Source organism: Vibrio sp. YT-18 (genome assembly GCF_033337345.1).
Taxonomy (GTDB): Bacteria; Pseudomonadota; Gammaproteobacteria; order Enterobacterales; family Vibrionaceae; genus Vibrio; species Vibrio alginolyticus.
Map to the genome: position 1 here is coordinate 99,414 of NZ_JAWOQO010000009.1, position 26,306 is coordinate 125,719.

Annotated in this window: 18 protein-coding genes; 8 read left to right on the forward strand and 10 right to left on the reverse strand. The window is 46.8% G+C overall.

All coding sequences use genetic code 11. The features are described 5' to 3' along the window. The first annotated feature begins 254 nt into the window (after window positions 1–254). The 5 genes from R7M72_RS14040 (at window position 255) to R7M72_RS14060 (ending at window position 7,610) form a co-directional block, all read left to right on the forward strand. Entirely contained in the window at window positions 255–1,046 is a 792-nt protein-coding gene (locus R7M72_RS14040; protein ID WP_017635247.1) for a hypothetical protein, read from the forward strand. A 90-nt stretch (window positions 1,047–1,136) separates the two neighbouring features. Further along, on the forward strand, window positions 1,137–2,279 hold the full coding sequence (vmeP, locus tag R7M72_RS14045) for an efflux RND transporter periplasmic adaptor subunit VmeP (RefSeq protein WP_053303798.1): 1,143 nt from the start codon (window positions 1,137–1,139) through the stop codon (window positions 2,277–2,279). A 10-nt stretch (window positions 2,280–2,289) separates the two neighbouring features. Then, on the forward strand, window positions 2,290–5,430 hold the full coding sequence (gene vmeQ, locus R7M72_RS14050; RefSeq protein ID WP_129830583.1) for an efflux RND transporter permease subunit VmeQ: 3,141 nt from the start codon (window positions 2,290–2,292) through the stop codon (window positions 5,428–5,430). 120 nt (window positions 5,431–5,550) lie between these two features. Continuing rightward, entirely contained in the window at window positions 5,551–6,636 is a 1,086-nt protein-coding gene (locus tag R7M72_RS14055) for an OmpP1/FadL family transporter (protein ID WP_315957239.1), read from the forward strand. 176 nt (window positions 6,637–6,812) lie between these two features. Then, on the forward strand, window positions 6,813–7,610 hold the full coding sequence (locus R7M72_RS14060; RefSeq protein WP_151515405.1) for a hypothetical protein: 798 nt from the start codon (window positions 6,813–6,815) through the stop codon (window positions 7,608–7,610). A 47-nt stretch (window positions 7,611–7,657) separates the two neighbouring features. Here the strand turns inward: R7M72_RS14060 and speG are convergent, their stop codons facing one another. Next, window positions 7,658–8,197: a spermidine N1-acetyltransferase gene (speG, locus tag R7M72_RS14065; RefSeq protein WP_005375417.1), complete on the reverse strand. Its 540-nt coding sequence runs from the start codon at window positions 8,195–8,197 to the stop codon at window positions 7,658–7,660. 246 nt (window positions 8,198–8,443) lie between these two features. On the opposite strand from speG, the gene R7M72_RS14070 reads away from it, so the two are divergent. Beyond that, window positions 8,444–8,596, forward strand: a complete 153-nt coding sequence (locus R7M72_RS14070; RefSeq protein ID WP_005375418.1) for a hypothetical protein — start codon at window positions 8,444–8,446, stop codon at window positions 8,594–8,596. Between the two features lie 112 nt (window positions 8,597–8,708). Here the strand turns inward: R7M72_RS14070 and R7M72_RS14075 are convergent, their stop codons facing one another. The 7 genes from R7M72_RS14075 to R7M72_RS14105 form a co-directional block, all read right to left on the reverse strand. Then, window positions 8,709–9,758, reverse strand: coding sequence for a sensor domain-containing diguanylate cyclase (locus tag R7M72_RS14075; protein WP_053303796.1), 1,050 nt, complete (start codon window positions 9,756–9,758; stop codon window positions 8,709–8,711). Between the two features lie 282 nt (window positions 9,759–10,040). Continuing rightward, window positions 10,041–10,892, reverse strand: coding sequence for a carbenicillin-hydrolyzing class A beta-lactamase CARB-42 (locus R7M72_RS14080; RefSeq protein WP_005375420.1), 852 nt, complete (start codon window positions 10,890–10,892; stop codon window positions 10,041–10,043). 326 nt (window positions 10,893–11,218) lie between these two features. Beyond that, complete coding sequence (gene copI, locus R7M72_RS14085) at window positions 11,219–11,764, reverse strand: copper-resistant cuproprotein CopI (RefSeq protein ID WP_315957238.1); 546 nt, start codon at window positions 11,762–11,764, stop codon at window positions 11,219–11,221. 76 nt (window positions 11,765–11,840) lie between these two features. Continuing rightward, window positions 11,841–15,020 carry an efflux RND transporter permease subunit gene (locus R7M72_RS14090; RefSeq protein WP_315957237.1) on the reverse strand — a complete coding sequence of 1,060 codons (3,180 nt, stop codon included), beginning with the start codon at window positions 15,018–15,020 and terminating at the stop codon, window positions 11,841–11,843. A 2-nt stretch (window positions 15,021–15,022) separates the two neighbouring features. Next, entirely contained in the window at window positions 15,023–16,741 is a 1,719-nt protein-coding gene (locus tag R7M72_RS14095) for an efflux RND transporter periplasmic adaptor subunit (RefSeq protein WP_170897038.1), read from the reverse strand. Window positions 16,742–16,905: 164 nt separating this feature from the next. Further along, window positions 16,906–18,297: a TolC family protein gene (locus tag R7M72_RS14100; RefSeq protein WP_318056229.1), complete on the reverse strand. Its 1,392-nt coding sequence runs from the start codon at window positions 18,295–18,297 to the stop codon at window positions 16,906–16,908. 135 nt (window positions 18,298–18,432) lie between these two features. Next, window positions 18,433–18,855, reverse strand: coding sequence for a hypothetical protein (locus R7M72_RS14105; RefSeq protein WP_315957235.1), 423 nt, complete (start codon window positions 18,853–18,855; stop codon window positions 18,433–18,435). Window positions 18,856–19,170: 315 nt separating this feature from the next. On the opposite strand from R7M72_RS14105, the gene fdhF reads away from it, so the two are divergent. Next, complete coding sequence (fdhF, locus tag R7M72_RS14110) at window positions 19,171–23,409, forward strand: formate dehydrogenase subunit alpha (RefSeq protein ID WP_315957234.1); 4,239 nt, start codon at window positions 19,171–19,173, stop codon at window positions 23,407–23,409. A 391-nt stretch (window positions 23,410–23,800) separates the two neighbouring features. After that, window positions 23,801–24,172: a hypothetical protein gene (locus tag R7M72_RS14115; RefSeq protein WP_005375433.1), complete on the forward strand. Its 372-nt coding sequence runs from the start codon at window positions 23,801–23,803 to the stop codon at window positions 24,170–24,172. 109 nt (window positions 24,173–24,281) lie between these two features. On the opposite strand, the gene R7M72_RS14120 is transcribed toward R7M72_RS14115, so the two are convergent. Further along, the gene (locus R7M72_RS14120) at window positions 24,282–25,379 is read right to left on the reverse strand and encodes an ABC transporter permease (RefSeq protein ID WP_315957438.1); all 1,098 of its coding nucleotides are present in this window, start codon (window positions 25,377–25,379) and stop codon (window positions 24,282–24,284) included. After that, a complete protein-coding gene (locus R7M72_RS14125; RefSeq protein WP_054822160.1) occupies window positions 25,379–26,305 on the reverse strand; it encodes an ABC transporter ATP-binding protein in 927 nt (308 codons plus the stop codon). Before R7M72_RS14125 ends, R7M72_RS14120 begins: the two co-directional genes overlap by 1 nt. Window position 26,306: the final 1 nt, after the last annotated feature.

Here is a 26,306-nt window from a genome sequence, read left to right on the forward strand (position 1 = left end):
GATAATTGAATTTTCATAAGTTTTAATATTTCCTTCTTCATTGGTATTACCAAATTTCAAGTTATATAAGATATAAGTAGCGGTGATTGAACTTTTACGATGCTTTATTTTATTTTAATTAAAACGTCGAATGTTTCGTCATTATTGAATTTGCTTTGATAATTTATGTTATCCAAAGCGAGTTGTGTTGCTTGCTATTTATGATGACCTCATGACGTGAATAATTTTATAATCATTAAAATGGATACAGTTTTATGAATTTAGTGAAACCGTCTGTTGCCATTATGGTTGCAGCCCTACAACTCGCGTCTTCTGCCTATGCGCAGACAAACAATAACGAAGAACTACAAGATATGTCTGACCCACTTGCGGTATACACCCAAGCGGGCTTTGGTATTACTGATAAAGGCGCGAACATCAAAATCGGTCAAACTTATCAATCTAGCCAGCCTGGTACCATGGCGATGAACATCATTGAAATGAAAGGCATTGGTGGTGAGCTATTTGGCATTCGCGACAATGACGATCCAATATATGCCAACGTTGATGACAGCATTGACTCTTTCAGACTACGTAATTTCCAAGTAGAAGTCGCAAAAGGTCTAGGCCGTCAATTAGATGTAAACTACGACGTTGATAACGATAAATTAGATGCATCTTATAGCTTTATTCAAGGTCTACCTAAGTTTGGTATGTTGCAGCTATTTCCTTTAGCTGGTGCGGGTGTCACTATTGCTAATGATTTTAGTGGTGATGACAAAGGTTATGAAATTCCAGGTACTTTCACTGTTGTGGGTATGTACTCAAAAATTGAATTAACCGATAAAATCTGGATTAACTACAACCCAATGTATATGCATACGTTGTCAGGGTCTAGTCAATATAAAGATACTTATTACGCGGGTGAAGATAATATCTTGACTCATGAGTTTGCGTTGTCTTATCAAATTAATCCTCGCGCAAATATTCGTTACTTTGCAAACTGGAATGAGCACGTTAATTTCGGTGATGGTGATCACCGTATCGAATTTAACTACCAATTCTAACTCCCTCGTTTATTTCCAGAATAGAAAGTGTGTTTATCCATATATTTAAATATTTAGGCTAGGGCACTTTCTAAATAAAGTAGGTTTATCATGAAAGCCAAATATAAATTTGCGTTGGTATCTATTGCTATATCTTCTGCATTACTATCAGGATGCAAAACTGGCGATATCGCAACGAAAACAGCCCAAGCACCCTCTGTTGAAACCGTTACCCTAACCGAAACAAAAATCACTCCTTATCATACTTTTATCGGTCGAACTGAAGCGGTAAATGACGTTGATATTATGCCGCGAGTCGGTGGCGAATTAACCGCGATTCATTTTAAAGATGGCGATATGGTCGAAAAAGGCCAATTGTTGTTTGAAATCGACGACCGTCCTTACAAAGCGGCACTGGCGTATGCAAAAGCGTCGTTGCAAAAAGCAAAAGCACAACTCGTTCAAACTACGCGTGATGCAGAACGTGTGAAGAAACTCATCAAAGATAAAAGCATCAGTGAGCAGCAATACGATGACGCCATTGCTGCGCACGCCGCAGCGATTGCTTCGGTAGAAGAGGCGAAAGCGACGCTGGTTTCAGCAAGGCTCGATCTTGAATTTAGCTCTGTGCGCGCTCCTTTCTCTGGCCGCGTGGGTTTCAGCAACTTCCGAGTGGGTGACCGTATTTCGAAAATTCAAATCGTTCCTCTTGTTTCGATCACTCAAGTAGACCCAATTCGCTTTGGCTTTGATGTGGATGAGAAGCTCTACCGCCGAGTAAGAAGTGCCATTGATGTGGCTCATCGTAACGATGACAAACTGGATGTTGATTTAACACTGACGCTTTCAGACGGTTCATTGTATCCGCTTGATGGCAAGATCTACGCCGTTGGCAATAAGATCGATTTAGAAACAGGCTCAATTCGAGCAGAAGCACAATTCGATAATCCAACTTACGCGCTTATGCCGGGTGAATATGGCAACTTGACCATCAAGCTGCGCAACAAAACCATTGATGGTTTGCTTATCCCATCGGCGGCTGTTCAACAAGACCAAGCGGGTGACTACGTCATGGTGGTTGGTGATGATCACGTGGTGTCTCGTCGTAACGTTGAACTCGGTCAGACCTACGGTGTGAAACGTGCTGTGCTGACTGGTTTGGCGGCTAACGAAAAAGTCATCGTCCATGGTCTACAAAAAGTGCGTCCGGGTGCAACGGTGAAAGACGTTGAGCTACAGAGTGAACAAGGCTGAGTGAGTACTGATGTTAAGTAAATTTTTCATTCACCGGCCGAAATTTGCTTTGGTGATCTCACTGGCGATGACATTGATGGGTATGATCGCCCTGAAAGTCTTGCCAATTTCTGAGTATCCTCAAATCTCTCCAACGGTAATTACGGTGAGCACCATGTATCCGGGTGCAAATGCGGACGTGGTTAAAAAGACCGTAGCACAACCGATAGAAGCCAAAGTCAACGGCGTTGAAGACATGATTTACATGTCTTCTGTGATTGGTAACGATGGCTCATACACATTGCGTATTTACTTCCGAGTGGGCGCAGATGGCGATATGGCGCAGGTTCGTGTGAACAACTTGGTGGCACAGGCGACGTCGTCTCTACCACAAGAAGTAAACCAAATCGGTGTGACGGTTAAGAAGAAATCTTCCGACATGCTGGGCGTTATCACACTGCGTTCTCCGAAACAGTCTTACGACAGTATCTACCTTTCTAACTACGCGGATCTCAATATCGTTGAGCGTCTAAAACGTATCGAAGGTATGAGTGACATTACGCTGCTGGGTAAGAAAGACTACTCAATGCGTATTTGGTTGAACCCAAATAAACTGGCTACCTTGAAGCTTTCTGCTAGCGATGTTATTGGCGCAATTAAAACGCAAAACATCCAAGTGGCGGCGGGTAAGATCGGTGGTATGCCAGCTCCGGGTGACCAGCAATATCAATATGTTTTGCAAACCAAAGGCCGCCTCACTTCTGCGGAAGAGTTCGAGAACATCATCATTCGTGCGAGCAAGAAAGGTTCTTTGATTCGCTTGAAAGATGTGGCTCGTGTCGAAGTTGGCGCACAAGGTTACGAAGCTGATGGTCGTATGAATAACGAACCAGCAGCCGTTCTGGCCTTGTACCAGTTGCCGACCGCGAACGCGCTAGACGTGATGGAACGCGTGAAAGAGGCCATGAAAGAGTACGAGAAATCGTTCCCAGATGATTTGGTCTATGACATCGCGTATGACTCTACCGAATACGTAGAGACATCGATTGATGAAGTGTATGAGACGCTGGTGATTGCGGTACTTCTTGTCACCTTCGTTGTGTACGTTTTCTTGCAGAACTGGCGAGCGACCATTATTCCAACCTTAGCGATTCCGGTTTCCATCATTGCGACTTTCGCAATCATGGGCGTGATGGGCATGACCATTAACACGATCTCGTTGTTTGGCTTGATCCTCGCCATCGGTATCGTGGTGGACGATGCGATCATCGTGGTAGAGAACGTGGAGCGGGTTATTCATGAAGAGCATTTAGACCCGATTCCGGCCACTATCCAAGCTATGAAAGAAGTGACGGGGCCAGTATTGGCAACAACGCTTATTTTGTTGGCGGTATTCGTACCGGTTGCGCTATTGCCGGGTATTTCTGGTCGAATGTTCAACCAGTTCGCGGTCACCATCTGTGTATCGGTGCTGATCTCTGCGATCAACGCATTGACGTTAACGCCAGCGCTTTGTGCGTTGATGTTGAAATCTACTCACTCGCAACCTATTGCGCCTTTGCGTGCGTTTAACCGAGGTTTTGAAGCAATAACGCGCAAATACCAAGGTTTAGTTGGCTTCTTGAGCCGTCGTATTGTGCTGAGTATCGGTGTTTATGGCGCGCTTATTGCGGTGCTGGCATTTGCGTTCATGACCGTACCTTCTTCTTTCGTACCGAACGAAGATAAAGGCGTGTTCATGGTCGAAATGCGTTTGCCAGACGCAGCAGCATTGCAGCGTACTGCACCATTAATGAAGAAGTACGTTGATGAGCTAAAACAGATGGAAGGTGTGGAGAACGTGGTTTCGGTTGCGGGCTTCTCGGTAATTAACATGGCGTCGATTCCAAACTCGGGCATGTTGATCATCAAACTGGATAACTGGAGCAAACGTAAAGACCCTGAGCTACACCAACGCGCATTGATGAATAAAGTTAACCAAATGCTGAACTCAACGCCAGATGCCGCTTCGTTCGTTTTCGCGACACCGGCAATCAAAGGTATGGGTGCGGTGGATGGTTTCAACCTTGTGCTGCAGGACAACTTGGGCCGTTCTCCACAAGAGTTGGCAAAAACAACCGCTGATTTTGTTGCCCAAATCAACCAACTGCCTGAAGTGGCACGTGCGTTCTCGATTTTCCGTGCGAATATTCCGCAACGTTACATCGATATTGATCGCGATAAAGCGATTTCGATGGGCGTACCGTTGAATGAAATCTTCAGCACACTGCAAGCACAGTTGGGCGGCGCCTACATTTCTGACTTCAACTTGTTTGGTCGTTCGTACCAAGTGAAAGTGCAAGCAGAAGAGCAATACCGTGACAATATCGACGACATCAACCATCTGTTTGTTCGCTCAAGCTCTGGAAAAATGGTGTCACTGGCAACGCTAGTGAAAGTGAAGCCGATCTTCGGCCCAGATACCTTGTCGAACTACAACATGTTCAGTTCTGCAACCGTGAACGGTGCGCCAGCGCCAGGTTACAGCTCGGGTGATGTTGTAAAAGCCATTGAAAAACTGGCTGCGGAATCTTTGCCAAGTGGTTACTCATACGAGTGGTCAGGCATGACTTACCAAGAGATGAAAGCAGGCAACATGGCGCCGATCGCGTTCGCATTGTCTTTGCTGTTCACATACTTGTTCTTGGTGGCTCAGTACGAAAGTTGGACCATTCCTGCAGCGGTAATGATGGCGGTTCCAGTCGCGATTCTCGGCGCAATGGGCACGCTACTGCTGGTGGGACAACCGTTCGACTTGTACGTGCAGATTGGTGTGGTCATCTTGATCGGTATGTCCGCCAAAGTGGCGATTCTTATCGTGGAATTTGCCAAAGTTCTGCGAGAAGAAAAGGGCTTATCCATCATTGATGCTGCCAAAGAAGCTGCTCGAATCCGTTTCCGTGCAGTACAGATGACCGCATTTGCCTTCATCTGGGGGGTATTCCCGTTGGTGATTGCATCGGGTGCCGGTGCGGCATCTCGTCACTCACTGGGCTTTGCAGTATTCGGCGGCATGATTCTCTCTACGTTTGTAGGCACGTTACTGACGCCAGTGTTCTTCGTGATGATGCAATCTCTGCGCGAGAAGTTTAAGCGAAAGAAACCCACTGAACTTGAGGTGAGCGAGCAATAACGCTGATTTCAACTGACTGACTCCACAACACCCCCACGCTGTGTGCGATTGGCCAATGCCTTTCATTGATATACAACCACCGTCGCAGCGTGGGTTCCCCAAACAATAATAGGTTTTAGCATGAAAAATCTTTCAAAAATCGTCGTAGCGAGCTCTCTACTGACGTGTGCTGCTGCGCAAGCGGGTGGGTTATACCTTTACGAAACAACTGCATCGGATATTGGTTTGGCATCCGCTGGTATGGCGGCTCGTGCGCAAGATGCCTCAGTAATGGCAGCAAACCCGGCTGGTCTGGCGAATGTTTCTGGTAAATCTTTCTCTGGTAACCTGATTGGCCTTTACGGTGACGCGCAACTAGACACGATGACTGGCGATGCGGGCAACGTGATTGGTTTTGTTCCTATGGCGTCGGCATTTTACAGCCAACAAGTAAACGACAAATGGACGCTGGGTATTGGTCTGTATGGCAACTACGGCCTTGGCCTCGAGTACGAAGGTCTTTTGGATAATCATTTAGATATTCCTACAGCAACGACGCAAGCCTTAACCATTCAACCTTCCGCTTCTTACCGCATCAATGATCACTGGTCTGTGGGTGCGGCGCTTGGTATTCAGTACGGTATGTATGAAGTGGAAACGAAGGGAGTCTTGAACTTCAATGACGAAGACCAAGATACTCAGCTCAACGGCCGAGTAGGTGTGCTTTATGAAGCAACACCAGGCACGCGTCTTGGTCTGTCTTACTCTTCTGAAACCGAATTTGAATTCGACAAGAGTAACTCCATTGCTCCACAACAACTGATCTTCAGTGCTTACCACGAAGTGAATGATGACCTAGCGGTGATGTGGAACGTGAACTGGCAAGACTGGAGCGAATACACAACCACGCTGAACGTAGAGACACAAGACACTTACCAAATCGCATTAGGTACTCAGTACAAACTGAATGAAAAAATGATGTGGAATGCAGGTTTTGCATTCGATACCAGCATGTATGAAAGTCAATCAAACGGTGACATTACCGTTCCTACTGGCAAGGCGTACCGCATTGGTACAGGCATTGATTACAAATTGGATTCAGAAAACTCAATTGGTTTCGCGTTGGAAGCGATCTTGGTGGAATCGTCGGAAACGCCACGCTTACAAGCTGGCTTTGATGAGCCTGCTCTGTACTTCATGAGCATGAGCTACAACTGGAAAAACTAATCATTCCTAATCGCTAAAACGCCTTCCTTACAGGCCATTCCACCCTAACTACCTGCACTGGATGCTGTCACACCATCTAAGGTAGTTAGGGCGCTTCTGTCACATCCAGTGAGTGATGATTCAAAAAGTCTCTGCGCAGCTAAGTGCGGGTATTCAACATCTCAAAGGACTAAAAAATGAAAAATAAACTAGCGTTAGTGTGTACGACTTTGTTGGTCAGTACGCTGGCTCATGGTGCCGAGCACCGAGTAAAAGACAATAAAAACAAGTTGGCGGATGACCCAACAAAAGTCATCACGAAATTTGGCGCGTCGTACGCAAACAACTACGATTTTGATGATCAAAACATCTCATTCTCGGGCTCACTTGCGCTTGACCAAGCGCGCAAAATCAACCTGCGTATCAATGATGATGCGAGCGAGTGGCGTATTGGTGGCTCGTGGTTGTTTCCGGTCGGTATCGTTAACTTCAACTTCGGTAAAAATGAATACGTAAACGGCGCGGATCAAACCAACTACAGCGTTGGTACCTTTATGCCGCTAAGTTATTTCGGGATTGAGCCAGCAGGCTTCCAAATTTTCCCAATGGCAGGCTATACGTACAACACTGGTGATGTTCCTGTTTGTGACGGTGCAGCAAGTAGCCACTGTAGCGAGCCTAACTTTACGGGCACTCCAAGTGCAGAGAATGGCTTCAATATGATGAGCTCTTCAGGCAGCAGCGGTTACGTTGGTGCATTTGCGCTGAAATCGTTTACCAAAGAACTGACGTTAATCAGCTTCGCAGCAGGCACTTACGGCTCAGAAAACAGTGAAGGAGAGAACTACAAAGGCTTCTTTGGTGGTATCGGCCTTGGTTACCTCGTGAGCAAACGCCACTCGTTTAACGTAATGACGTTTGTCATGGACAACAACACCTATTTGGATGAAGCAGACAAGCGCATCGTATTATCATATCAATATCAATTCGAATAAATAAAAACGCAGCCCAAATAGCTGCGTTTTTACTTTGATAGAATGAACTAGTGAATTGAGTTGTTTTCTTCGATCTTTTTCTGGTACTGGTGTTTTAATATATACATGCGCTTAACATCGCTGTAAGCGCCGTTAATAAAGTATTCTTCTACAAGGTGACCTTCTTCGATAAAGCCGCACTTTTTGTATAAGTGAATAGCGACTTCGTTATCCACTGCGACTAATAAGTAGATTTTACGTAGATTAAGAATTGAGAATGAGTAATCTAACGCACGATTAATCATCTCTGTCGCATAACCTCGGCCTTGATGCTCTGGGGCGATGATTATCTGAAATTCCGCGCTGCGGTGAATGTAGTTAATCTCGATCAGCTCAACTAAGCCAATTACGATGCCGTCTTCATCTTCGACGACAAAACGCCTTTCAGCGTCATCATGTATATGTTTTCGATAAAGTTCTTCGAGCTCGTCATAAGACTCGTAAGGTTCTTCGAACCAGTAGGCCATGATATTTCGGTTGTTATTCAGTTCATGAATAAAGCGCAAATCAGAACGCTCTAATGCACGCATTTTTAGGCCTTTCTTCATCATTTTTCTCCAATGAGGGCGGAGAATACCTCCGCACTTGATGCTAGAAAATATTACCGTATTTCACAAGAATCGCGCATCTTTTTTTGGAAAATATCCTGTGATTTTCAATGTGGAAACTTAGAGTTCACGACAAATATAAATTAATCTTTACGATAAAAAACTCGATTAGGTGCTTTGCCTAATATCGTATTAAATACCGCGCAACGACTTAGTGTCTTAATCTAAACAAACAAGGTATTCAATATGTTTTCAATCGGTGACGTAGTAGTAGCGACTAAAGGTATCGATCTTGGCGAAATGGTTGTTACAGGTTTAAGCAGTGGCGGTTTTTACACACATGTAAAAGCAGGCGAAAAAACACTAACTTACCCAGCTAAAGATCTTAAGAAAGCATAATTAAATTTGCTCATTCTTATTTTTAACTGGCTTAAAGTTCGTACTAGTTATTTTAAGCGGGTTAGAATCGATAAAAGGTAGCGCAATGAGTCGCTACCTTTTTTTATTTTTTCTACCTTTCTTCACCAATATGAAACTCAACGCGATTTCTTCCGGTTTCCTTTGCCTTGTAAAGTGCTAAGTCTGCGCGTTTAACAAGTGGTTCAAATGAGTCGTCGAGACGACAGACTTGAGTTACCCCAATACTCGCGGTGAAGCTCATATCACAACCTGAATGTTGAACGGTCGTCGTTTCTAGTGCATTACGAATCGTTTCTAATGTGTCTAGAGCTTGCTGTGATGAGCGACTTCTTAATACGATGGCAAACTCTTCACCACCAACTCTGGCAAGTAAGTCACAATCAAGTAGATGACTTTTAATAGTATTAACTGCATGGATCAGTGATTTATCGCCTGCGTCATGACCAAATCGGTCATTGAGGCTTTTAAAATTGTCGAGATCTAAAATAGCAACATGGAAGTCAATGCCCTGGGTTCGGTATTCATTTAGGCGGCTTTCGATTTGTCGCATGAACTCTCTGCGGTTTGGAATACCTGTTAGATCATCCGTCGTGGCGAGGTGCTCCATTTTCATAATCTGTATATGAAGGGCAATGTTCAAAGCAATCCAATTAGCGATGCACTGAAGCTGTGCCGCTTGTTCGTTTGTGTAAATGTGCGTTTGATGATGCGCAACATTAAGCGTTCCTAGGCAGACTTTACCGTGCATTAAAGGCGCGTCCATACACGTACCCATACCATTGGATGCGAGCATCACACAATCGATCTCATCAGATTGCGTAACATCGTCGCAGATCATCAGTTGTTGCTTTTTGAACACTCGGCCAACAAACGCTTGATGAATGGGCACTAAAAATTCAGCGGGAATCGCTTTACTACCAGAGAAAGAGTAGACCTTTAAATGATCATTGTTTTCATAAAGTGTGATACTCGCACGGTCAGAATTAAATATACGATTTATCCATTCTGCCACCGTATCAAGTACTTGCTGTAGTGTTTCCGATTGAGCTAAAAAGTGAACAAACCCTATCGGCATACATATCGGACTTTCCATGTTTTGCATCGATAAGTCATCAGGGTTAAAAGTTCTTTCAAGTCTCAATAGACATCTCCTTGGCAATGTTGCAAATACCAACAATAAATTACGTGAAGCTATTTTGTAGAAAATGTGCTTCTTGGTAAGAGTATGGTTTAATTATCGCCGTTTGTGTGCATTTGGTTGCTTAATGTGGGCGTTAACTCACCCTAAATAAGTAAATCTTATACCTATTTATAAGTAAGTCATTACTCAATAAGTGGTGTTTTTAAGATGGAAGTACAGAATGAGCCCTTCTGGAATAGAAGGGCTAGAAAAGGATACAAATAGGGTCAGGTGAGTGGTGACTTAATTGTCTTTGTACTTTTGTAAAATCAACTGACTTATCTGCGCAACGAGTTGGTCCCTAGCTTGAAGTGAGAGCTCGGTTTCTGTGACATAAATACTAATGTAAACAGGTCGATGATTTTCCTTCCATATAATCGCGTTAATGCCACGTGAACCATGACCTCCCGCACCAGAACGGTCTGCAATAGACCAACCTGTTGGTAATACAGAACGCATTAACGAGTCTGAAACTTTGTTGTCCTGCATCCAGATTTTTAATTGTACACGAGACTCATAAGACAACGTTTCGCCTTCGACCAAAGTTCGAAGAGTGTTTAGTATGGCGTTAGGTGTGGTTGTGTCGCGGCTGTCGCCTGGTGTGGCTTCGTTCAAGCGAGGTTCTATTCTGTCTAGGCGCGTTGCTTTATCTCCAATTGTTCGCAGAAACATTGTTACGGCCTTAGGGCCGCCAATTTCATTTAATACTAAGTTGGCTGCGGTATTATCACTCATTAACATAGCGGCTTCACACGCGTGCTCTATGCGTGTGTTTTGGCCTGCGAGCTTATCCATCACTGGAGACCATACAACGATACTGCGCTCATCGACTTTTGCGGTCGCATTTTTACTTAGCTTACCGCTGTCCATATCACTTAGCATTTTGGCACAAGCTAGGGTTTTGAATGTGCTCATGAGTGGGAAGCGTTCATCGCCACGGTAATCCCAACGCTCGTCTGCTTGGGTATCCCAAACTGACACCCCAATTCTGCTTGAGGTTTGTTGCTCGAGGAGAGAAATGTCCTCATTCAGTTGGGACGCGTAACTTAGGGTTGAGCAAACCATTAGCCCAGCCAACAAAAATAACTTTTTCATGGATCGTGTTCTTCAATTTTAGTTTTAGTTCGCACGGTAGCGAGGTCACGTAAACTATAACGAGCCAATACTCTAAACACTGTTAAATCTATGTCTATTTTATGTAGGATTCTTTGCAATACGCTTATACGGTCTCAATATAAGCAGAAGAGTGTTGCTATCAAGGCCTGTAGTTTGGCTTATATATTACGTCGGTGATTCGGTCATAAAAATATCTTAGCGTGAGACACTGGCTCAGAATTTCTTGTCATGAGCTAACGAATAGTTTGATCCAGAGAAATAAAAGGAGCTGAATCATCAGCTCCTTTGTCTAGTTGGATAATTACTTACAGTTCAATCTTTTTAACCATGCCCGATTCTGCATGGCCCGGAATGTTGCACGCGAACTCAACCTTGTTGTCATCGTGGAAGTGCCACAGTAATTGCTTCGCTTTACCTGGTTCTACCGTAACTGCGTTGTCTGAGTCATGCATGTGATCGCCACTCATTGTCTTCATCATTTCGCGATGTTCTAGCTGCTCTTTAGCCGAACCAATCGTAAACTCGTGGTTGATCTTACCTGTGTTCATGACTACAAACTGCACCACATCGTTTGGCTCAATCTTAACGTCTTTCTTGAACTTGATGGTCATGTCATCACCCAAGATAACGTGTACCACCTTGTCTGGCTTTGCCCCTTTCGCTGGCATACCTACTGCCGACATGCCCGGCATATCCATCATGTTTGAATGGTCCATTTTACTGTGGTCCATATTTTCATGCTTCATGTTGCTATGATCCATGTTCGCGTGGTCCATGTTTGAATGATCCATTTGGGCAAACGCAGTCGTTGTTGTTAGGGCTAGAGTAAGAGTGATTAGTGTCTTTTTCATTTTTATATCCTTGTTTTAATTCATTAATAACTTGGTTGCTTCCCCTCAAACGGCATGTTTGAGAGGAAGGTAGGGATTAAGCGTTGTTGTTTACATCACTAGCTTGAGTGCTAGCTTGGTGATTAGTCGCATTGCTTGGGCGCAACTCACGTTGTTTCCACAGCTTGAAGATGGCTGGAAGCACTAACAGCGTCAGCAGCAGTGCTGATGCCATACCGCCAATCATTGGTGCAGCGATACGTTGCATCACTTCTGATCCTGTCCCTTCGCCGTACATGATCGGAATCAGACCAATAATTACTGTTAGTACCGTCATCATTACTGGGCGAACACGCAGGCCTGCACCTTCACGAATGGCATCGGTTAGGTCTTTCGCCTCAAGCTTCTGTTGGCTCTCTTCCGCATCCAGCTTTTTGTAGTGCCATGCTTGGTTGAGGTAGACGAGCATGATGACCCCAATTTCAACCGCGACGCCTGCTAGGGCAATAAAGCCGACCCCAACGGCAATCGAGAAGTTGTAGTTGAGGATATGCATGAGCCACAAACCACCAACCATAGCGAGTGGTAGGGTAAGCATGATGATCATCACTTCACCGACACGACGGAAGCTGAAGTAAAGCAGCAGCATAATGATGGCGATGGTGATTGGTACCACGACACTCAAGCGATCTTTCGCACGCTCCATGTATTCGTATTGACCAGACCAAGCCAGCGAGTAACCCGCAGGAAGTTCTAGTTGATCGGCCACGACTTGCTGTGCTTCCACGACGTAAGAGCCAAGGTCACGCCCATCAATGTCGACAAATACCCAGCCATTTGGACGCGCGTTTTCCGTCTTGATCATCGGAGGACCGTCTTCATAACGAATGTCCGCTACATCAGCCAGCGCAATACGAGCACCATTTGGTGTCACTAACGGTAGGTTTTGCAGTTTAACCACTGAGTCTCGGTAGTCTTGTGGGTAACGAACGTTGATTGGGTAACGCTCCAAGCCTTCGATGGTTTCACCCACATTCATGCCGCCCACCGCAGTGGAGATCACCTGCTGAACGTCTTTGATGCTCAAGCCGTAACGCGCTGCTGCACGACGTTTAATGTCGATCGTGACATAACGACCACCTGCTACACGTTCTGCGTAAACCGATGCCGTGCCTTGTACGCCATTAAGAATTGGCTCTAGCTGAGAACCGATCTTCTCAATCACTTTCAGATCAGGTCCGGCGATCTTAATGCCGATAGGGGTTTTGATGCCCGTTGCCAACATGTCGATACGCGTTTTGATCGGCATTACCCAAGCGTTAGTAAGACCAGGGAACTGAACCAGCTTGTCGAACTCTTTGCGCAGTGACTCGGTTGTTACCCCTTCACGCCATTGGTCGCGTGGCTTCAACTGAATCACGGTTTCAATCATGGTGAGTGGCGCTGGATCGGTTGCAGTCTCAGCACGGCCAATCTTGCCCCATACGGTTTTCACTTCTGGAACGGTTTTGATCAGCTTGTTGGTTTGTTGTAGAAGCTCGCGAGCCTTACCAATCGAGATACCCGGATAGGTCGTTGGCATGTACATCAAGTCGCCCTCATCCAGCGGCGGGATGAACTCGCTACCCAGTTTACTGGTTGGGTAGTAAGCCGATGCCATTAGACCTAATGCGATAACAATCATGGTCTTAGGGTATTTTAAGCTGGTGTTCAACAGCGGGCGGTACAGCGCGACCAAGCCGCGGTTAACCGGGTTTTTGTGTTCCGGTAACACCTTACCGCGAATGAAGTAGCCCATAAGAACAGGGACGAGTGTGATCGCCAAACCTGCTGCCGCTGCCATGGCGTAAGTCTTAGTGAACGCAAGCGGCGAGAACATCTTGCCTTCCTGACCTTCTAAGGCGAACACCGGTACGAAGCTAAGAGTAATGATCAGCAATGAGAAGAACAGCGGTGCGCCAACCTCTTCTGCGGCTTTGCCAATTACTTGCCAGCGGTTTTTGTCGGTAAGTGGCGTTCGTTCAATGTGCTTGTGAACGTTTTCAATCATCACGATTGCACCATCTACCATGGCACCGATGGCAATCGCGATACCACCAAGGGACATTATGTTGGCATTGATGCCTTGCCAATGCATTACGATAAACGCAGTGAGAATGCCAACCGGTAGGCTCAGAGCGATAACCAATGAAGAACGAATGTGGAACAGGAACAACGCACACACAATCGCAACGACGATGAACTCTTCTGCAAGCTTCTTCCAGAGGTTTTCTACCGCTGAATCGATAAGGGTAGAGCGATCGTAAGTAGCAACAATTTCCACGCCTTCTGGCAGGCTGCGTTGTAGGTCTGCGAGTTTGTCTTTGACTTTCGCAATCACTTCACTGGCGTTTTCACCAAAGCGCATCACGATAACACCACCTACCGCTTCACCTTCGCCATTCAGCTCTGAGATACCACGGCGCATTTGTGGGCCAAGGTTAATGTCTGCGATATCACCTAATAGCAACGGCGTGCCTTTCTCAGTGACTTTTAGCGGCAGTGACTTGATGTCTTCAATGCTGGTTAGGTAACCCGTGGTACGAACCATGTGCTCGGCTTCAGCCACTTCGATAACGGACGCGCCGGTTTCTTGGTTGCCGTTTTGGATTGCCATGTTCACTTGTTGCAAAGTGATGTTGTACGCACGCAGCTTGGCAGGATCAATCTGCACTTGATACTGCTTCACCATACCGCCCACGGTAGCGACTTCAGAAACGCCATCAACGGTTTGCAATTCGTACTTCAGGAACCAGTCTTGCAGGCTGCGGAGATCCGCCAAATCATGCTTGCCGGTTTTGTCCTGTAATACGTAGCTGTAAACCCAGCCCACGCCAGTCGCATCAGGACCTAAGGTTGGTTTTGCGTTCGGTGGCAGCTTTGGTGCTACTTGGCTTAAGTACTCCAACACGCGTGAACGTGCCCAGTACATGTCGGTATCATCGTTGAAAATGATATAAACGTAAGAGTCACCAAAGAAGGAGTAGCCACGAACCGTCTCAGCACCAGGCACGGCAAGCATGGCGGTGGTGAGTGGGTAAGTCACTTGATCCTCAACGACTTGAGGAGCTTGACCCGGATAGCTTGTCTTGATGATCACTTGCACATCAGAAAGATCCGGAATCGCATCAACAGGCGTATTCTTTACACTGTAAAGTCCGCCTAATACAAGGGCTAAGGTCGCGACCAACACTAGGAATCGGTTGCTCAGTGACCAACGAATAATAGCATTGATCATAATTAACCCTCGACGGCTGTTGTTGCAGGAACTAGCTGTTTAAGAACGTAGTCAGATCCTTGTTTTTCAACTAGAAACCGAACTCTCTGTCCTTCTTCAAAACCCGATAGATCAACGTCTTCACCCACAGAGAAGTTCATCTCGCCAGCATCCCAGTTCCATTCTGCAACTAGTAGGTGGTTTAAGGTGATCATGCCAAAATCAGCCATCAGCATGCTAATGTCACCAGTTAGCCAAACTTCTGCGGCAATGACGCTGTTGTCTGCCTTATACTCGATGATTTGGTACTGACCGGACTCCGTCTTTTGCATTTCAAATTCGATAGCCTGACCTTTTTTCAAGTCACCCATTTCAACGCCATCTGCGAAAGTGAAGTTCATTACCATGCCCGGCCAATCCCATTCTGGTACAGGTTGGTGGTTGATGGTCAGCATGCGGTGATCTTTCATTACGTCTGTGATTTCACCTTTGGCCCATGCTGTTTCTGCCGCTGCTTCTACACCATTGATGCGAGACAGATCCGCCGACTGGCTTGATTCAGAATCGAGCATGAAGTGAGATGAAGTAACGATCTTATCGCCTTGTTTAAGTCCTTGTAATACTTCGATTTGTTCGCCAGCTTCACGGCCAACTTCAATTCGAGCGGAGCGATATTTGCCTTCGCCCTCAGCTAGAACAACGCGAGTCATACCACCAGAGCGGATAACAGATGATTTAGGAATCGTTAACACTGCGTCGTCAGTAACAGGCTGCAAGGCAATATTGGCGAACATGTTTGGCTTCAATGCGCCATCTGGATTAGGGAATTTAAGACGCACACGCAACGTACGTGTTTTCGGATCAAGGATTGGGTACACGTAATCGACAACACCTTGCCATTCATTGCCCGGAATCGCGTCAAGGGTCATCGTGGCTTGAGAACCCGCTTTCATCCAGTGCGCTTGACGCTCAAAGACTTCTGCATCAACCCAAACATTGTCCAAAGGACCTGCACTGATCACCGCTTGAGCAGGGGACAAATAGCCACCTTCACGCACGTTTAAGCTCGCGATAACGCCATCAGCAGGCGCTTTGATTTCAATGGTTTGCGATGCTTTACCACTACGAGTAATGGATTTGATTTGAGCACGGTCAACACCAAGCGTTACCAAGCGTTCGGTCGCGCCTTTTACAAGACCTTTGCGGCCAGTGCGGTACGCATTCAGCAATTCTTCTTGTGCTTTAACCAGTTCAGGAGAGTAGAGCGTGAAAAGCACATCGCCTTTCTTCACTTTCTCACCCACGGCATTGATGTAGAGTTTTTCTACCCAACCCGCCACACGAACGTTGGTTTGCCATAACAGACTTTCATCAAAGGCAATATAGCCAACCGTTTCGATGCGTGGTGATAACTGCTGTAGTGTCGCGTTTGCGGTTTTAACCCCGAGGTTATTTTCTACTGAAGGGTCAATAGTCACTGTACCCGGTGCATCTTGTTCACCGGATAGGTCTTCTGCGTAAACCGGAATCAAATCCATGCCCATTGGGGACTTACCCGGCTTGTCGCGTTTGTAGTTCGGATCCATTGGGGCAACCCAGTAAAGCGGATCATTAGAGTTTGCAGCAGATTCGCCACCCATCGCACTCATGTCGTGAGCCGAGCCCGTAAGAAAATGATTAGTACCAGACCCTAAAGCACCACCAACAATCAGCGCGATGGTTGCAATTTTAAATGTTTTCATTGTTTTACCTTATTTTCCCCTTCACATTTGACGCTACAGCGTTGTTGCCTGCTCTCGTTCACCCAAATCACATAGCAGATCCCTTAGTTTGTTAGGGAAAGTGCTCATGGGATTCTCTCGTTTGCCGCCTAGCTGTAGCCCCAACTGTCTTGGGGAATCACAAATTAATATGTCGAAATAGAGCGAGCTTCTGGAGAAGCCACTTGATAATCGAAACCACCGAGTAGGGTGGCTAAATTGCTGTTTGCGATGTTGAGATCGGTGAGCAGACGTTGTTGCTCCAATCGCAGAGCCAATTCGTCTGTCGTGGCTGAAATCACATCGTTAAACTGCGCTGTGTTGTTTTGGTAGCCCCGCTCAACGGCTTGAATGCGCGCTTTCGCTTGAGGCAATAAGGTGGATTGATAACGTTCTAAGCGTTGGGTTAAGTTGCCGCGATCAACCAGCAAAGTGTTCACCTTGGCATTCATCTGCGTTAGTAAGGTGTCCTTTTGTGATTGTGCCGCGCCAACTTGGTATTGAGCGGCCGCGAGATTGCGATCTTGGCGGTCACCTGTGAACAGTGGAATGTCCATGGTGAGGTGAGCGCTAACCAAATCAGAGGCGGGCTCACCCATCATGTTGTCGGCTTGGCGGTAGGCGTACATTACTTCGACGCCAAACTGTGGGTTGTAGGCTTGCTCAGCAATTTCCACCTGAGTTTTATTGGCAGAGATGCTGACGTCGGCCATCTTAACCATCGGGTGTTGGCTGAGTTGCTGATAATGCTTGGTGGAACCCTGACTGGCAGCAAGTTTGCTGTTCAGTGTGTCCCAATTAAGTTGATTGCTCGCGTGCAGAGCCTCTTCGTTTGCCAACCAGTCTGACCCCAACCATTCGGAGAGTTGAGAGATAAGACGACGTTGCATTTGTGCGTTGGCTTGCAGTTTCTCATCCAACTTGCTGACTTGAAGTTGAGCATTGAGCAGATCTTGCGCTTCACTCTTACCAATCGAATAGTTGGTTTGAATAAAGCTTTCCATTTCCTTCATCAACTTGCGGTTCTCAAGCATGATTTGCTCCGCGCGTTGCTGGTAACCAAGTTCTAACCAAAGTTGAGTCATGCTGTTGGCTACCTCAAGCTCACGAGCATGAACTTGAAGACCAAGGCCGTCGGCTTGTTGATTGGCTTTCTTCTGCTGTAAATCAAGCGTCGAGCCACGCTCAAACTGTTGCATTAAACCAACGGAGATATTGGTCATTGGGTCTTCATCGAATTTGAAGCTGTCGACAGGCAAGCCACCAAAACCCACTTTCAGTTTTGGGTCCATCAAGGTCGCGCTCGCGACGCCCGTTTCACGCATGGCAGCAGATTGCGCAGAGTATTGCTTACGATTGCCATCATTACTCAAAGCGACGTTGATGAGTTGGGCAAGCTTGGTCGTTGAAGCTCGCTCACTTGATGCGGAATTTTGCGCTGCGTGCGTCTCTTTACCTGCGGCGTTAACCAAGGTTGGCGCAGCGACCAGAGCCACCATAAAAATAGGTGCAGCTAAGCGGTATGGTTTGATATCCATAATCTAAATCCAGTGTTCGCCGGATCGATGGAGGTGCGGATTTTATTGCGGGAACAGTAAAGCCTTGTTACCTCATCGTTCAGGCGCATTAAAACAACCTGCGATACACGCGCAGGGTCGAATGCTAGGATGGATTTAGGCTATAGGAGGTCGGTATAGGTCGCGGCTGACGTGTACGACTGGGGAAGCAACTTCAGGAGTAATGGTTGCGCGATAGACAACGGGCATTGGGCTATTGATAGGATTCGGTAGGGGGACGAAAACTATCGTACACGCGGCAGTACAGCAGGTATGAACCATGCCGGAGCCTCCACCACAGTTCATGCTGGTTTCTCTTGCATCGCCATCTTCGGACATAGAAGCGTCTGTCATGGAGACGTCCATCATGCCAGGCATACCGCAGTGTTCGCTGTCACTCATCATAGAAGGATGGTGAGCTATGCCAGTAGACATCATTTGAATATTCATCAACGGCTCACTGTTCGCCACACTAGATACCAATAGTACTAGCGCCGTGAAAAGAGTTAACCAGATTGTATGCAGCGATTTTAAGTGCATACCCTTTCCCATGTGTTTGATGAAAATGATGAAAACCCTTCGATTCTAAAGGTTAACCTAAGGGTAAGGTCAATCATTTATTACTCTTATTATCAAAATCGTCCACCCCTTCAGTTTTCGCACTTTCGAGGGAGTAAAACGTTTGTTAAACACCGAGTGTTGAAAGTTAGCGAAAGAAGCCCTCGCTTTTTATGACACGTGAAAAATGTGGTTTATAAGTTTTACATCACACTAACTTGTCTTACAAATGATTATCCTTATAGAATATATGGTTTTACTTGTGCAGATTTGGATTTGCTTTGCTGCGGGGGTTGCATGATAGAAATTGTCATCGATGGAAAATATAGAATTGTAGAAGAGGGTCTAACCCTTTTAGAAGCAGCAAAAGTGTGTGGGGTCGAGATCCCATCGCTGTGCGGAATGAACAAAAGTAATGAAAAAGTACCGTGTGACTTGTGTGTAGTTGAAGTCGAAAGTGGCGGTACTAAGCGTGCGTGTGAACTCGAAGTTTACCGCGGCCTTAATGTGGTCACGCAATCAGAACAATTAAGCGAGCACCGCAGAGAAGCACTCAACCGCATCATGACGGACCATTACGCCGATTGTGAAGCGCCATGTAAAACCGCGTGTCCTGCGGGCGTGGATATCCAATCGTACCTTTATCACATCGCACAGAACGATCATCAAAAAGCGATTGAAGTGATTAAGCGTACGCTTCCTATGCCACTATCGATTGGCCGTGTATGCCCAGCATTTTGTGAGAGCGAATGTCGCCGTTCGTTAGTCGATGAGCCTATTGCAATTCGTCAGCTAAAACGTCATGCCGCGGATGCGGATTTGTCTGCGCATGAAGCCTACGTGCCAGAAAAGAAACCAAGCAAAGGTTTGAACATTGCCGTCGTCGGCAGTGGTCCTGGTGGTCTAACGGCTGGCTACTACCTATCGAACGAAGGCTATGACGTTACGGTCTTTGAATCCATGCCAAAAGCGGGCGGTTGGTTGCGTTACGGTATTCCTGAATACCGTTTACCAAAAGACATTCTCGATAAAGAAATCGAACTGATGTGTCGCAATGGCATGCAAGTTAACACCAATCAAAAGCTGGGTGTGGATTTCACGCTTTCTCAATTGAGCGAAGAATACGACGCAGTGTGTTTGGCGGTCGGCGCGTCTCAAGCGGTCGAAATGCATTACACAGGCAGCGAACTTGAAGGTTGCTATTTAGGCGTTGATTACCTCAAAGATTACGTTACCGAGCAAAACTATGTAACGGGTCAGAAAGTCGCGGTGATCGGTGGTGGTAACACGGCAATTGACTGTGCTCGTACTGCGCGTCGTGCTGGTGCAGACACCACGTTGATTTACCGTCGTACCCGTGACGAAATGCCGGCAGAAGACTACGAGATTGTCGAAGCGGAACACGAAGGGGTGAAATTCCACTTCTTGACCAACCCTGCAGAAAACCTTGCCGATGAAACCGGACGCGTGAATGCGATTCGTCTAGAGCGCATGGCGTTGGGTGAGCCGGATGCATCTGGTCGTCGAAGCCCTAAACCAACTGGCGAGTTCTTCACCGAAGAGTTCGACACCGTGATTGCGGCAGTATCGCAAAAGCCAGACCTGAGCTTCCTCGAAGGCGAAGATTTATCGATTCCACTTACGCGATGGAATACCTCTGATGCCGATGAAAAGACCATGCACACCGGTACGGGTAACATCTTCAGTATCGGTGATTTCCGCCGTGGTCCAGCAACGGCAGTTGAAGCCGTGGGTGATGGTCGCGTTGCGGCAAAAGCCATTGACCTGTTTTTGAATGGCGATATGGCGGATATGCCAAAGGCAGCGTTCAACTCGCGTAAAGAGAAGAAACTCTCTCAAGTTGATCCGCTTCACTTCGAGAACATCCAGAAAGTCGCTCGATCTATCATGCCTGAGCTGACTCCAGCACAACGCGAGCAAAGCTTCGCTGAAGTGGAGTTAGGCTTTGATAACGAAGAAGCGATGAAAGAAGCGGCGCGCTGTCTAGAATGTGGCTGTCAGGCAAATACCGATTGTGCGCTGCGTGATTACTCCACCGAATATGAAGCTGAGCAAAGCTTTGATTTCTCCTTACAGATTAAATCACATCAAGATTGGTTAGATCTTCGTGCGAAAGACTTGCGTCATAAGTACGAAGTTGACCGCAGCTCTGAGTTTATTGAGTTTGATGCTAACCGCTGTATTAGCTGTGGTCAGTGCATCCAAGCGTGTCGCGACAAAGCCGTGCACGGTGTACTGAACTTTGTGTGCGATAAACAAGGTCGTCCGGCATTACGTCCTGACGATCGTCCACACTTTGGAAGTAACAAGAATGGTTTAACTCTGATGGGCGATTCGAACTGCGTGCAATGTGGCGCGTGTGTTCAAGTGTGTCCAACGGGCGCGATGGTCGATAGTCGTGACCGTTCGCAAGGCCGTACTGAAGATCTGAAAGCGGTCGACACCATTTGTACATACTGTGGTGTGGGCTGTAAGTTGACCATGTACGTGGACGAAGCAACCAATACGATTCGTTACGTGAAGGGCGGTGACTCGCCGGTTAACCAAGGCATGCTGTGTGTGAAAGGGCGTTTTGGTTTTGATTTCATCGGCAGTGAAGAGCGTCTTACCACACCATTGATTCGTAAAGACGGTTGGTTGCAGCCTGCAAGTTGGGAAGAGGCGATTCAACTGATTGCGAGCAAGTTCTCTGGCATCAAGCAAGATTTTGGCAGTAACGCATTGGCGGGTTTCTCTTCAGCGAAAACCACCAACGAAGACAACTACGCGTTCCAAAAATTTGTCCGTCGTGAACTAGGCACTAACAACGTCGACCACTGTGCGCGTTTGTGTCACGCATCGAGTGTAACCGGTCTTGAGGCGTCACTGGGTAGTGGTGCAATGACCAACGACATTCCAAGCATTAAGCACTCTGATGTGATCTTTATTATTGGTTCGGATACCACATCGGCGCACCCGATTATCGCTTCACATATCAAACAAGCAATTCGTCACCACGGCGCTCGTTTGATTGTGGCTGACCCGAAACGTGTCGATATGGCAGAGCATGCAGAGCTGTATATGGCGCACCGTCCGGGTACGGATGTGATGCTCCTAAACGGTGTCATGCAGCAGATCATCAAGAACGGCTGGTACGATCAAGAGTACATCGAAGAACGTGTCGACGGCTTTGATACCTTACTGCAAGAGGTGATGTCGCCAGCTTACAACCTCGATAAAGTGGAATTGGTTACGGGTGTTAAAGCCGAAGACATTCAAGCAATGGCGCGTATGATTGGCACGGCAGATCGTACCGCTGTGTACTACTCGATGGGGATTACTCAGCACACGACAGGTCATGACAACGTGCGTTCTATCGCTAACCTGCAATTGCTGTGTGGCAACATCGGCATTGAAGGTGGCGGTATCAACCCGTTGCGTGGCCAATCAAACGTGCAAGGTGCGTGTGATATGGGCGCTTTGCCAAACAGCTTCCCGGGCTACCAAAAGGTATACAACCCAATTGTGCGTCAGAAGTTTGCGATTGAATGGAACGCACCAAATCTGCCTTCTGAGCAAGGTCTAACCCTGACAGAAATCATTGATGCGGCTTGCCATCGTGACGTTCGTGGTATGTACATAATGGGTGAGAACCCAGTATTGAGCGACCCGAACCAAGCGCATGTGATTGAAGGTTTAGAAGCACTCGACTTCTTGGTGGTTCAAGACATCTTCCTAACGGAAACTGCGCAATACGCGGATGTGGTTCTGCCTTCTTGCTCGTTTGCAGAGAAAGCGGGTCACTTCACCAATACGGAGCGTCGTGTTCAGCGTGTGAACCCAGTCGTAACGGCACCGGGTGAAGCGAAAGAAGATTGGTGGATTATCCAAGAGATCGCCAATGCAATGGGTAGTGATTGGGATTACCACTGCGTGTCTGATATCACCAATGAAATCGCACGAGTGACACCTCAATACGCGGGTCTTCGTTGGGATGCCATTACGCCAAACGGTGTGCAATGGCCGAGCAACAAGAACAACCCTGCGGGTACTCGCATCATGCACCAAACCCAGTTTACTCGTGGTAAAGGGCAAATGGTGGGTGTACCGTTCCGTTATGCGGCTGAGCTACCAGATGAAGAGTACCCACTTGTGTTGACGACGGGTCGTGTACTTGAGCAGTTCCACACCGGCACCATGACGCGCAAAACTAAAGGGTTGGATAACCTTGCTGGCCCTCGCGCGATGGTGAGCGTGGAAGACGCAGAAACGCTTGGCATCAGTAATGGTCAGCGTCTGACGGTGTCTACACGTCGCGGCAGCATTGAGATTGATGCTTTTGTGACTAAGCGTATTCAAAAAGGAGTGGTGTTCATTCCATTCCACTTTGTTGAATCGCCAGTCAACCGTTTAACGACAACGGCGACGGATCCGCATGCGAAGATCCCTGAGTTCAAGGTCGCTGCGGTTAAAGTGGAAGTGAGCGAAAAAACAACGCAGACAGAGTCTCTCGAAGATAGTTACCAACACGTTTAAATTCGGTGAGTCACATTGTTGTGGTCACTGACAATTTGAGCCTAGTTGATGGGCGGATAATCTAATCTTGATTTCCGCTCTCACTACATTCACTCGGATTGTCTTTTTCTTCCAACTCCTTTTACTTTTCTGTTATCACCGCGCTCCGGTTAGTTTTCCTTTCTTACTTCTTACTTCTTACTTCTTACTTCTTACTTCTTACTGTCTCTGTGGCGTATTTTTGTTCAAGCCCATGATGAGAGTGCAATAAAGTTTGTTGTTGAGCTTGTCATAGAATTGACTGTCTCTGACTGTCCCCTGTTATTTGGGCAAGTTCTATAACCTAAACTTTGCTCGCTTCCTATACTGAATTAACGAAGCAAGATTTTTATAACAACAAGAGGAAGCTTGTATGACAAGAACAACCTCATTTGCACTCGTTTTATTACTTATGTGCGCATACTTTGGTTACAACCGTTATTATGTATACCCCCAGCAGTTGGAAACACAGGCGAAGTCCATGCTAATACAAATGGCAAATCGCGAAGAGTGGGTCGATGTGTTTGAGATGATGAATCGCGTAGACGCGCACAAGGGCCATTTGGAACTTGTTGCTGACGTGACATCCTCTGATGGTCAGCGTGCGTACAGTGAAGGTATTATCACGTACACGGATCGCGAAGGCGTTGTCTGTAAACAGGTAGTGTTCAACTTTAAAATAAACTCTTTGAAAAACTACAATATTTCCGATTTACGAGATTGTTCCTACGGTGAGTACTATTAATATTGTCTGAGAGTTGAGCTCGATAGCGCAGTGTATGAATACAGAAACAAAAAATAGCCCTTCGTTGGGGCTATTTTTGTTTTTAAGGAATAAACGCAATATCGTGGAATTAGTCGAGTGATTTTTTGAAGCGAAATGAAGCGACAATAAGGCCGATAACGGTGAATCCAAGTAACCAAACTGTATCTCGCCATAGCTCCATTAGGTCTGCACCACGCAGCACCACACCACGAATAATTCGCATAAAGTGGGTGGCAGGCAGCGCTTCGGATATCCATTGTGCCGCGATGGGCATTCCTTCATAAGGGAACATAAATCCGGACAGAAGAATCGATGGCAAAAGAATAAACACCGTCATCTGCATTGCTTGAAGCTGCGTCGTCGCAATGGTGGATATCACCAAACCTAAGGTTAAACTCGCGGCGATAAACAACAGCGTGCCAAACAGTATCTGACTAATGGCGCCGTTTATCGGTACACCAAATATCCAATGACCCAAGCCTAAAATGATAAACACCTGTATCAGACCAACAAAGATGTAGGGAATGATCTTCGCTACCATGAGTTCGATGGAGTGGATTGGCGTAGTAATCAGTAACTCTAAATTGCCACGTTCCCGTTCTCGAACAATGGCTGCGCTGGTGAACAAGATCATCGTCATGGTTAGAATCACGCCCAATAAACCGGGGACAATGTTCACCGCCGAGCGCCGACTCGGGTTGTAATACAGCGCAACTTCAAAGGTTTTGGTTGGGGCAGGGCGTATCTCAAAATCAAAATCCGTTAACGGCATGGTTTGCAGTGAGAGAATCGCTGAGCTGATCATGGTGTCTGAACCATCCACAATCCACTGGCCAAGCTCTCTACCTTGCACCATGCGTTGGGTTAGGTCGCTAGGTAGAATTAAAGCCGCTCGCACCAAACCGTCTTGAATGGCTTGCTCGGCTTCAGAAGCGGTAGCGAAGGTTTCGACCACATCGACCACTTGTGTGACTTTGACGGACTCAGTGATCACGCGCCCGGCAGTGCTGCCACTTTGATCGACGACGCCAACGGGAATGTTGCGAATATCCGTATTAATGGCAAAGCCAAATAGCAGAAGTTGAATCAGGGGGATCATTACGACCATGCCAAAGGTAATGCGGTCACGTGAAAGCTGATGGATCTCTTTGATCATCACCGCTTTCATGCGGGCAATAGATTTCATCATTGGCGACCTTCTCCCGTAACGCTGACAAACACATCTTCCAAGCTAGGACGAGCAATGTTCATCTCGCAGCCATCAAGCTCAGGAAAGGTTTGGGTTAACCATTCGATCGGTTGTTCGATGTGCTGGTGGATCAAAATGCGTAAGCGAATGCCGAGCTGTGCGGCAGAACGGACTTCTTCGCGTCGAATGACTTTCTCTTTTAGCTCGCGTAAGTTATCCGCTTTGACTTCAACGATGTTAACGCCCATTTGGGCCATGAGTTCTTCTGGCTCACCATCGGCGCGGATTTCCCCAGCTTCCATAATCGCCAGACGATGACAGCGCTCTGCTTCGTCCATGTAGTGCGTTGTGACCAAAATCGTCGTGCCTTGGTCAGAGAGATCAAACAACTGCTCCCAGAAATCGCGTCGGTTCTCTGGGTCAACCGCAGATGTGGGCTCATCGAGAAACAACAGTTCTGGTTTGTGCATAGTGGCTGCGGCGAGAGACAAGCGTTGTTTCTGGCCGCCACTCATTCCGCCGACGCGCTGTTTACGCAGCTGGTCGAGACCGTAGGTGGATAGTTGTTCTTCGATGCGAGCTTTCAGAGCCTTGGTTTCCATACCAAAGATTTGTCCAATAAACTCAAGATTCTCTTGAACTGTCAGGTCATCATAGAGGGAGAACTTTTGTGTCATGTAGCCAATCTTGAGGCGCAGAAGCTCAGATTGTTTTGGGATCTCTAGCCCAAGCACATCCACGTTGCCCTCACTTGGGCTAAGCAAGCCAGTCAGCACACGAATGGTTGTTGATTTACCGCAGCCGTTGGGACCAAGAAAACCATAAATACTGCCTTTGGGTACATTGAGCGTGATGTTGTTGATGGCGGTGAAGTCACCAAACTTCTTCACTACATTTTCAGCTTGAATCGCGTATTCGGTCATT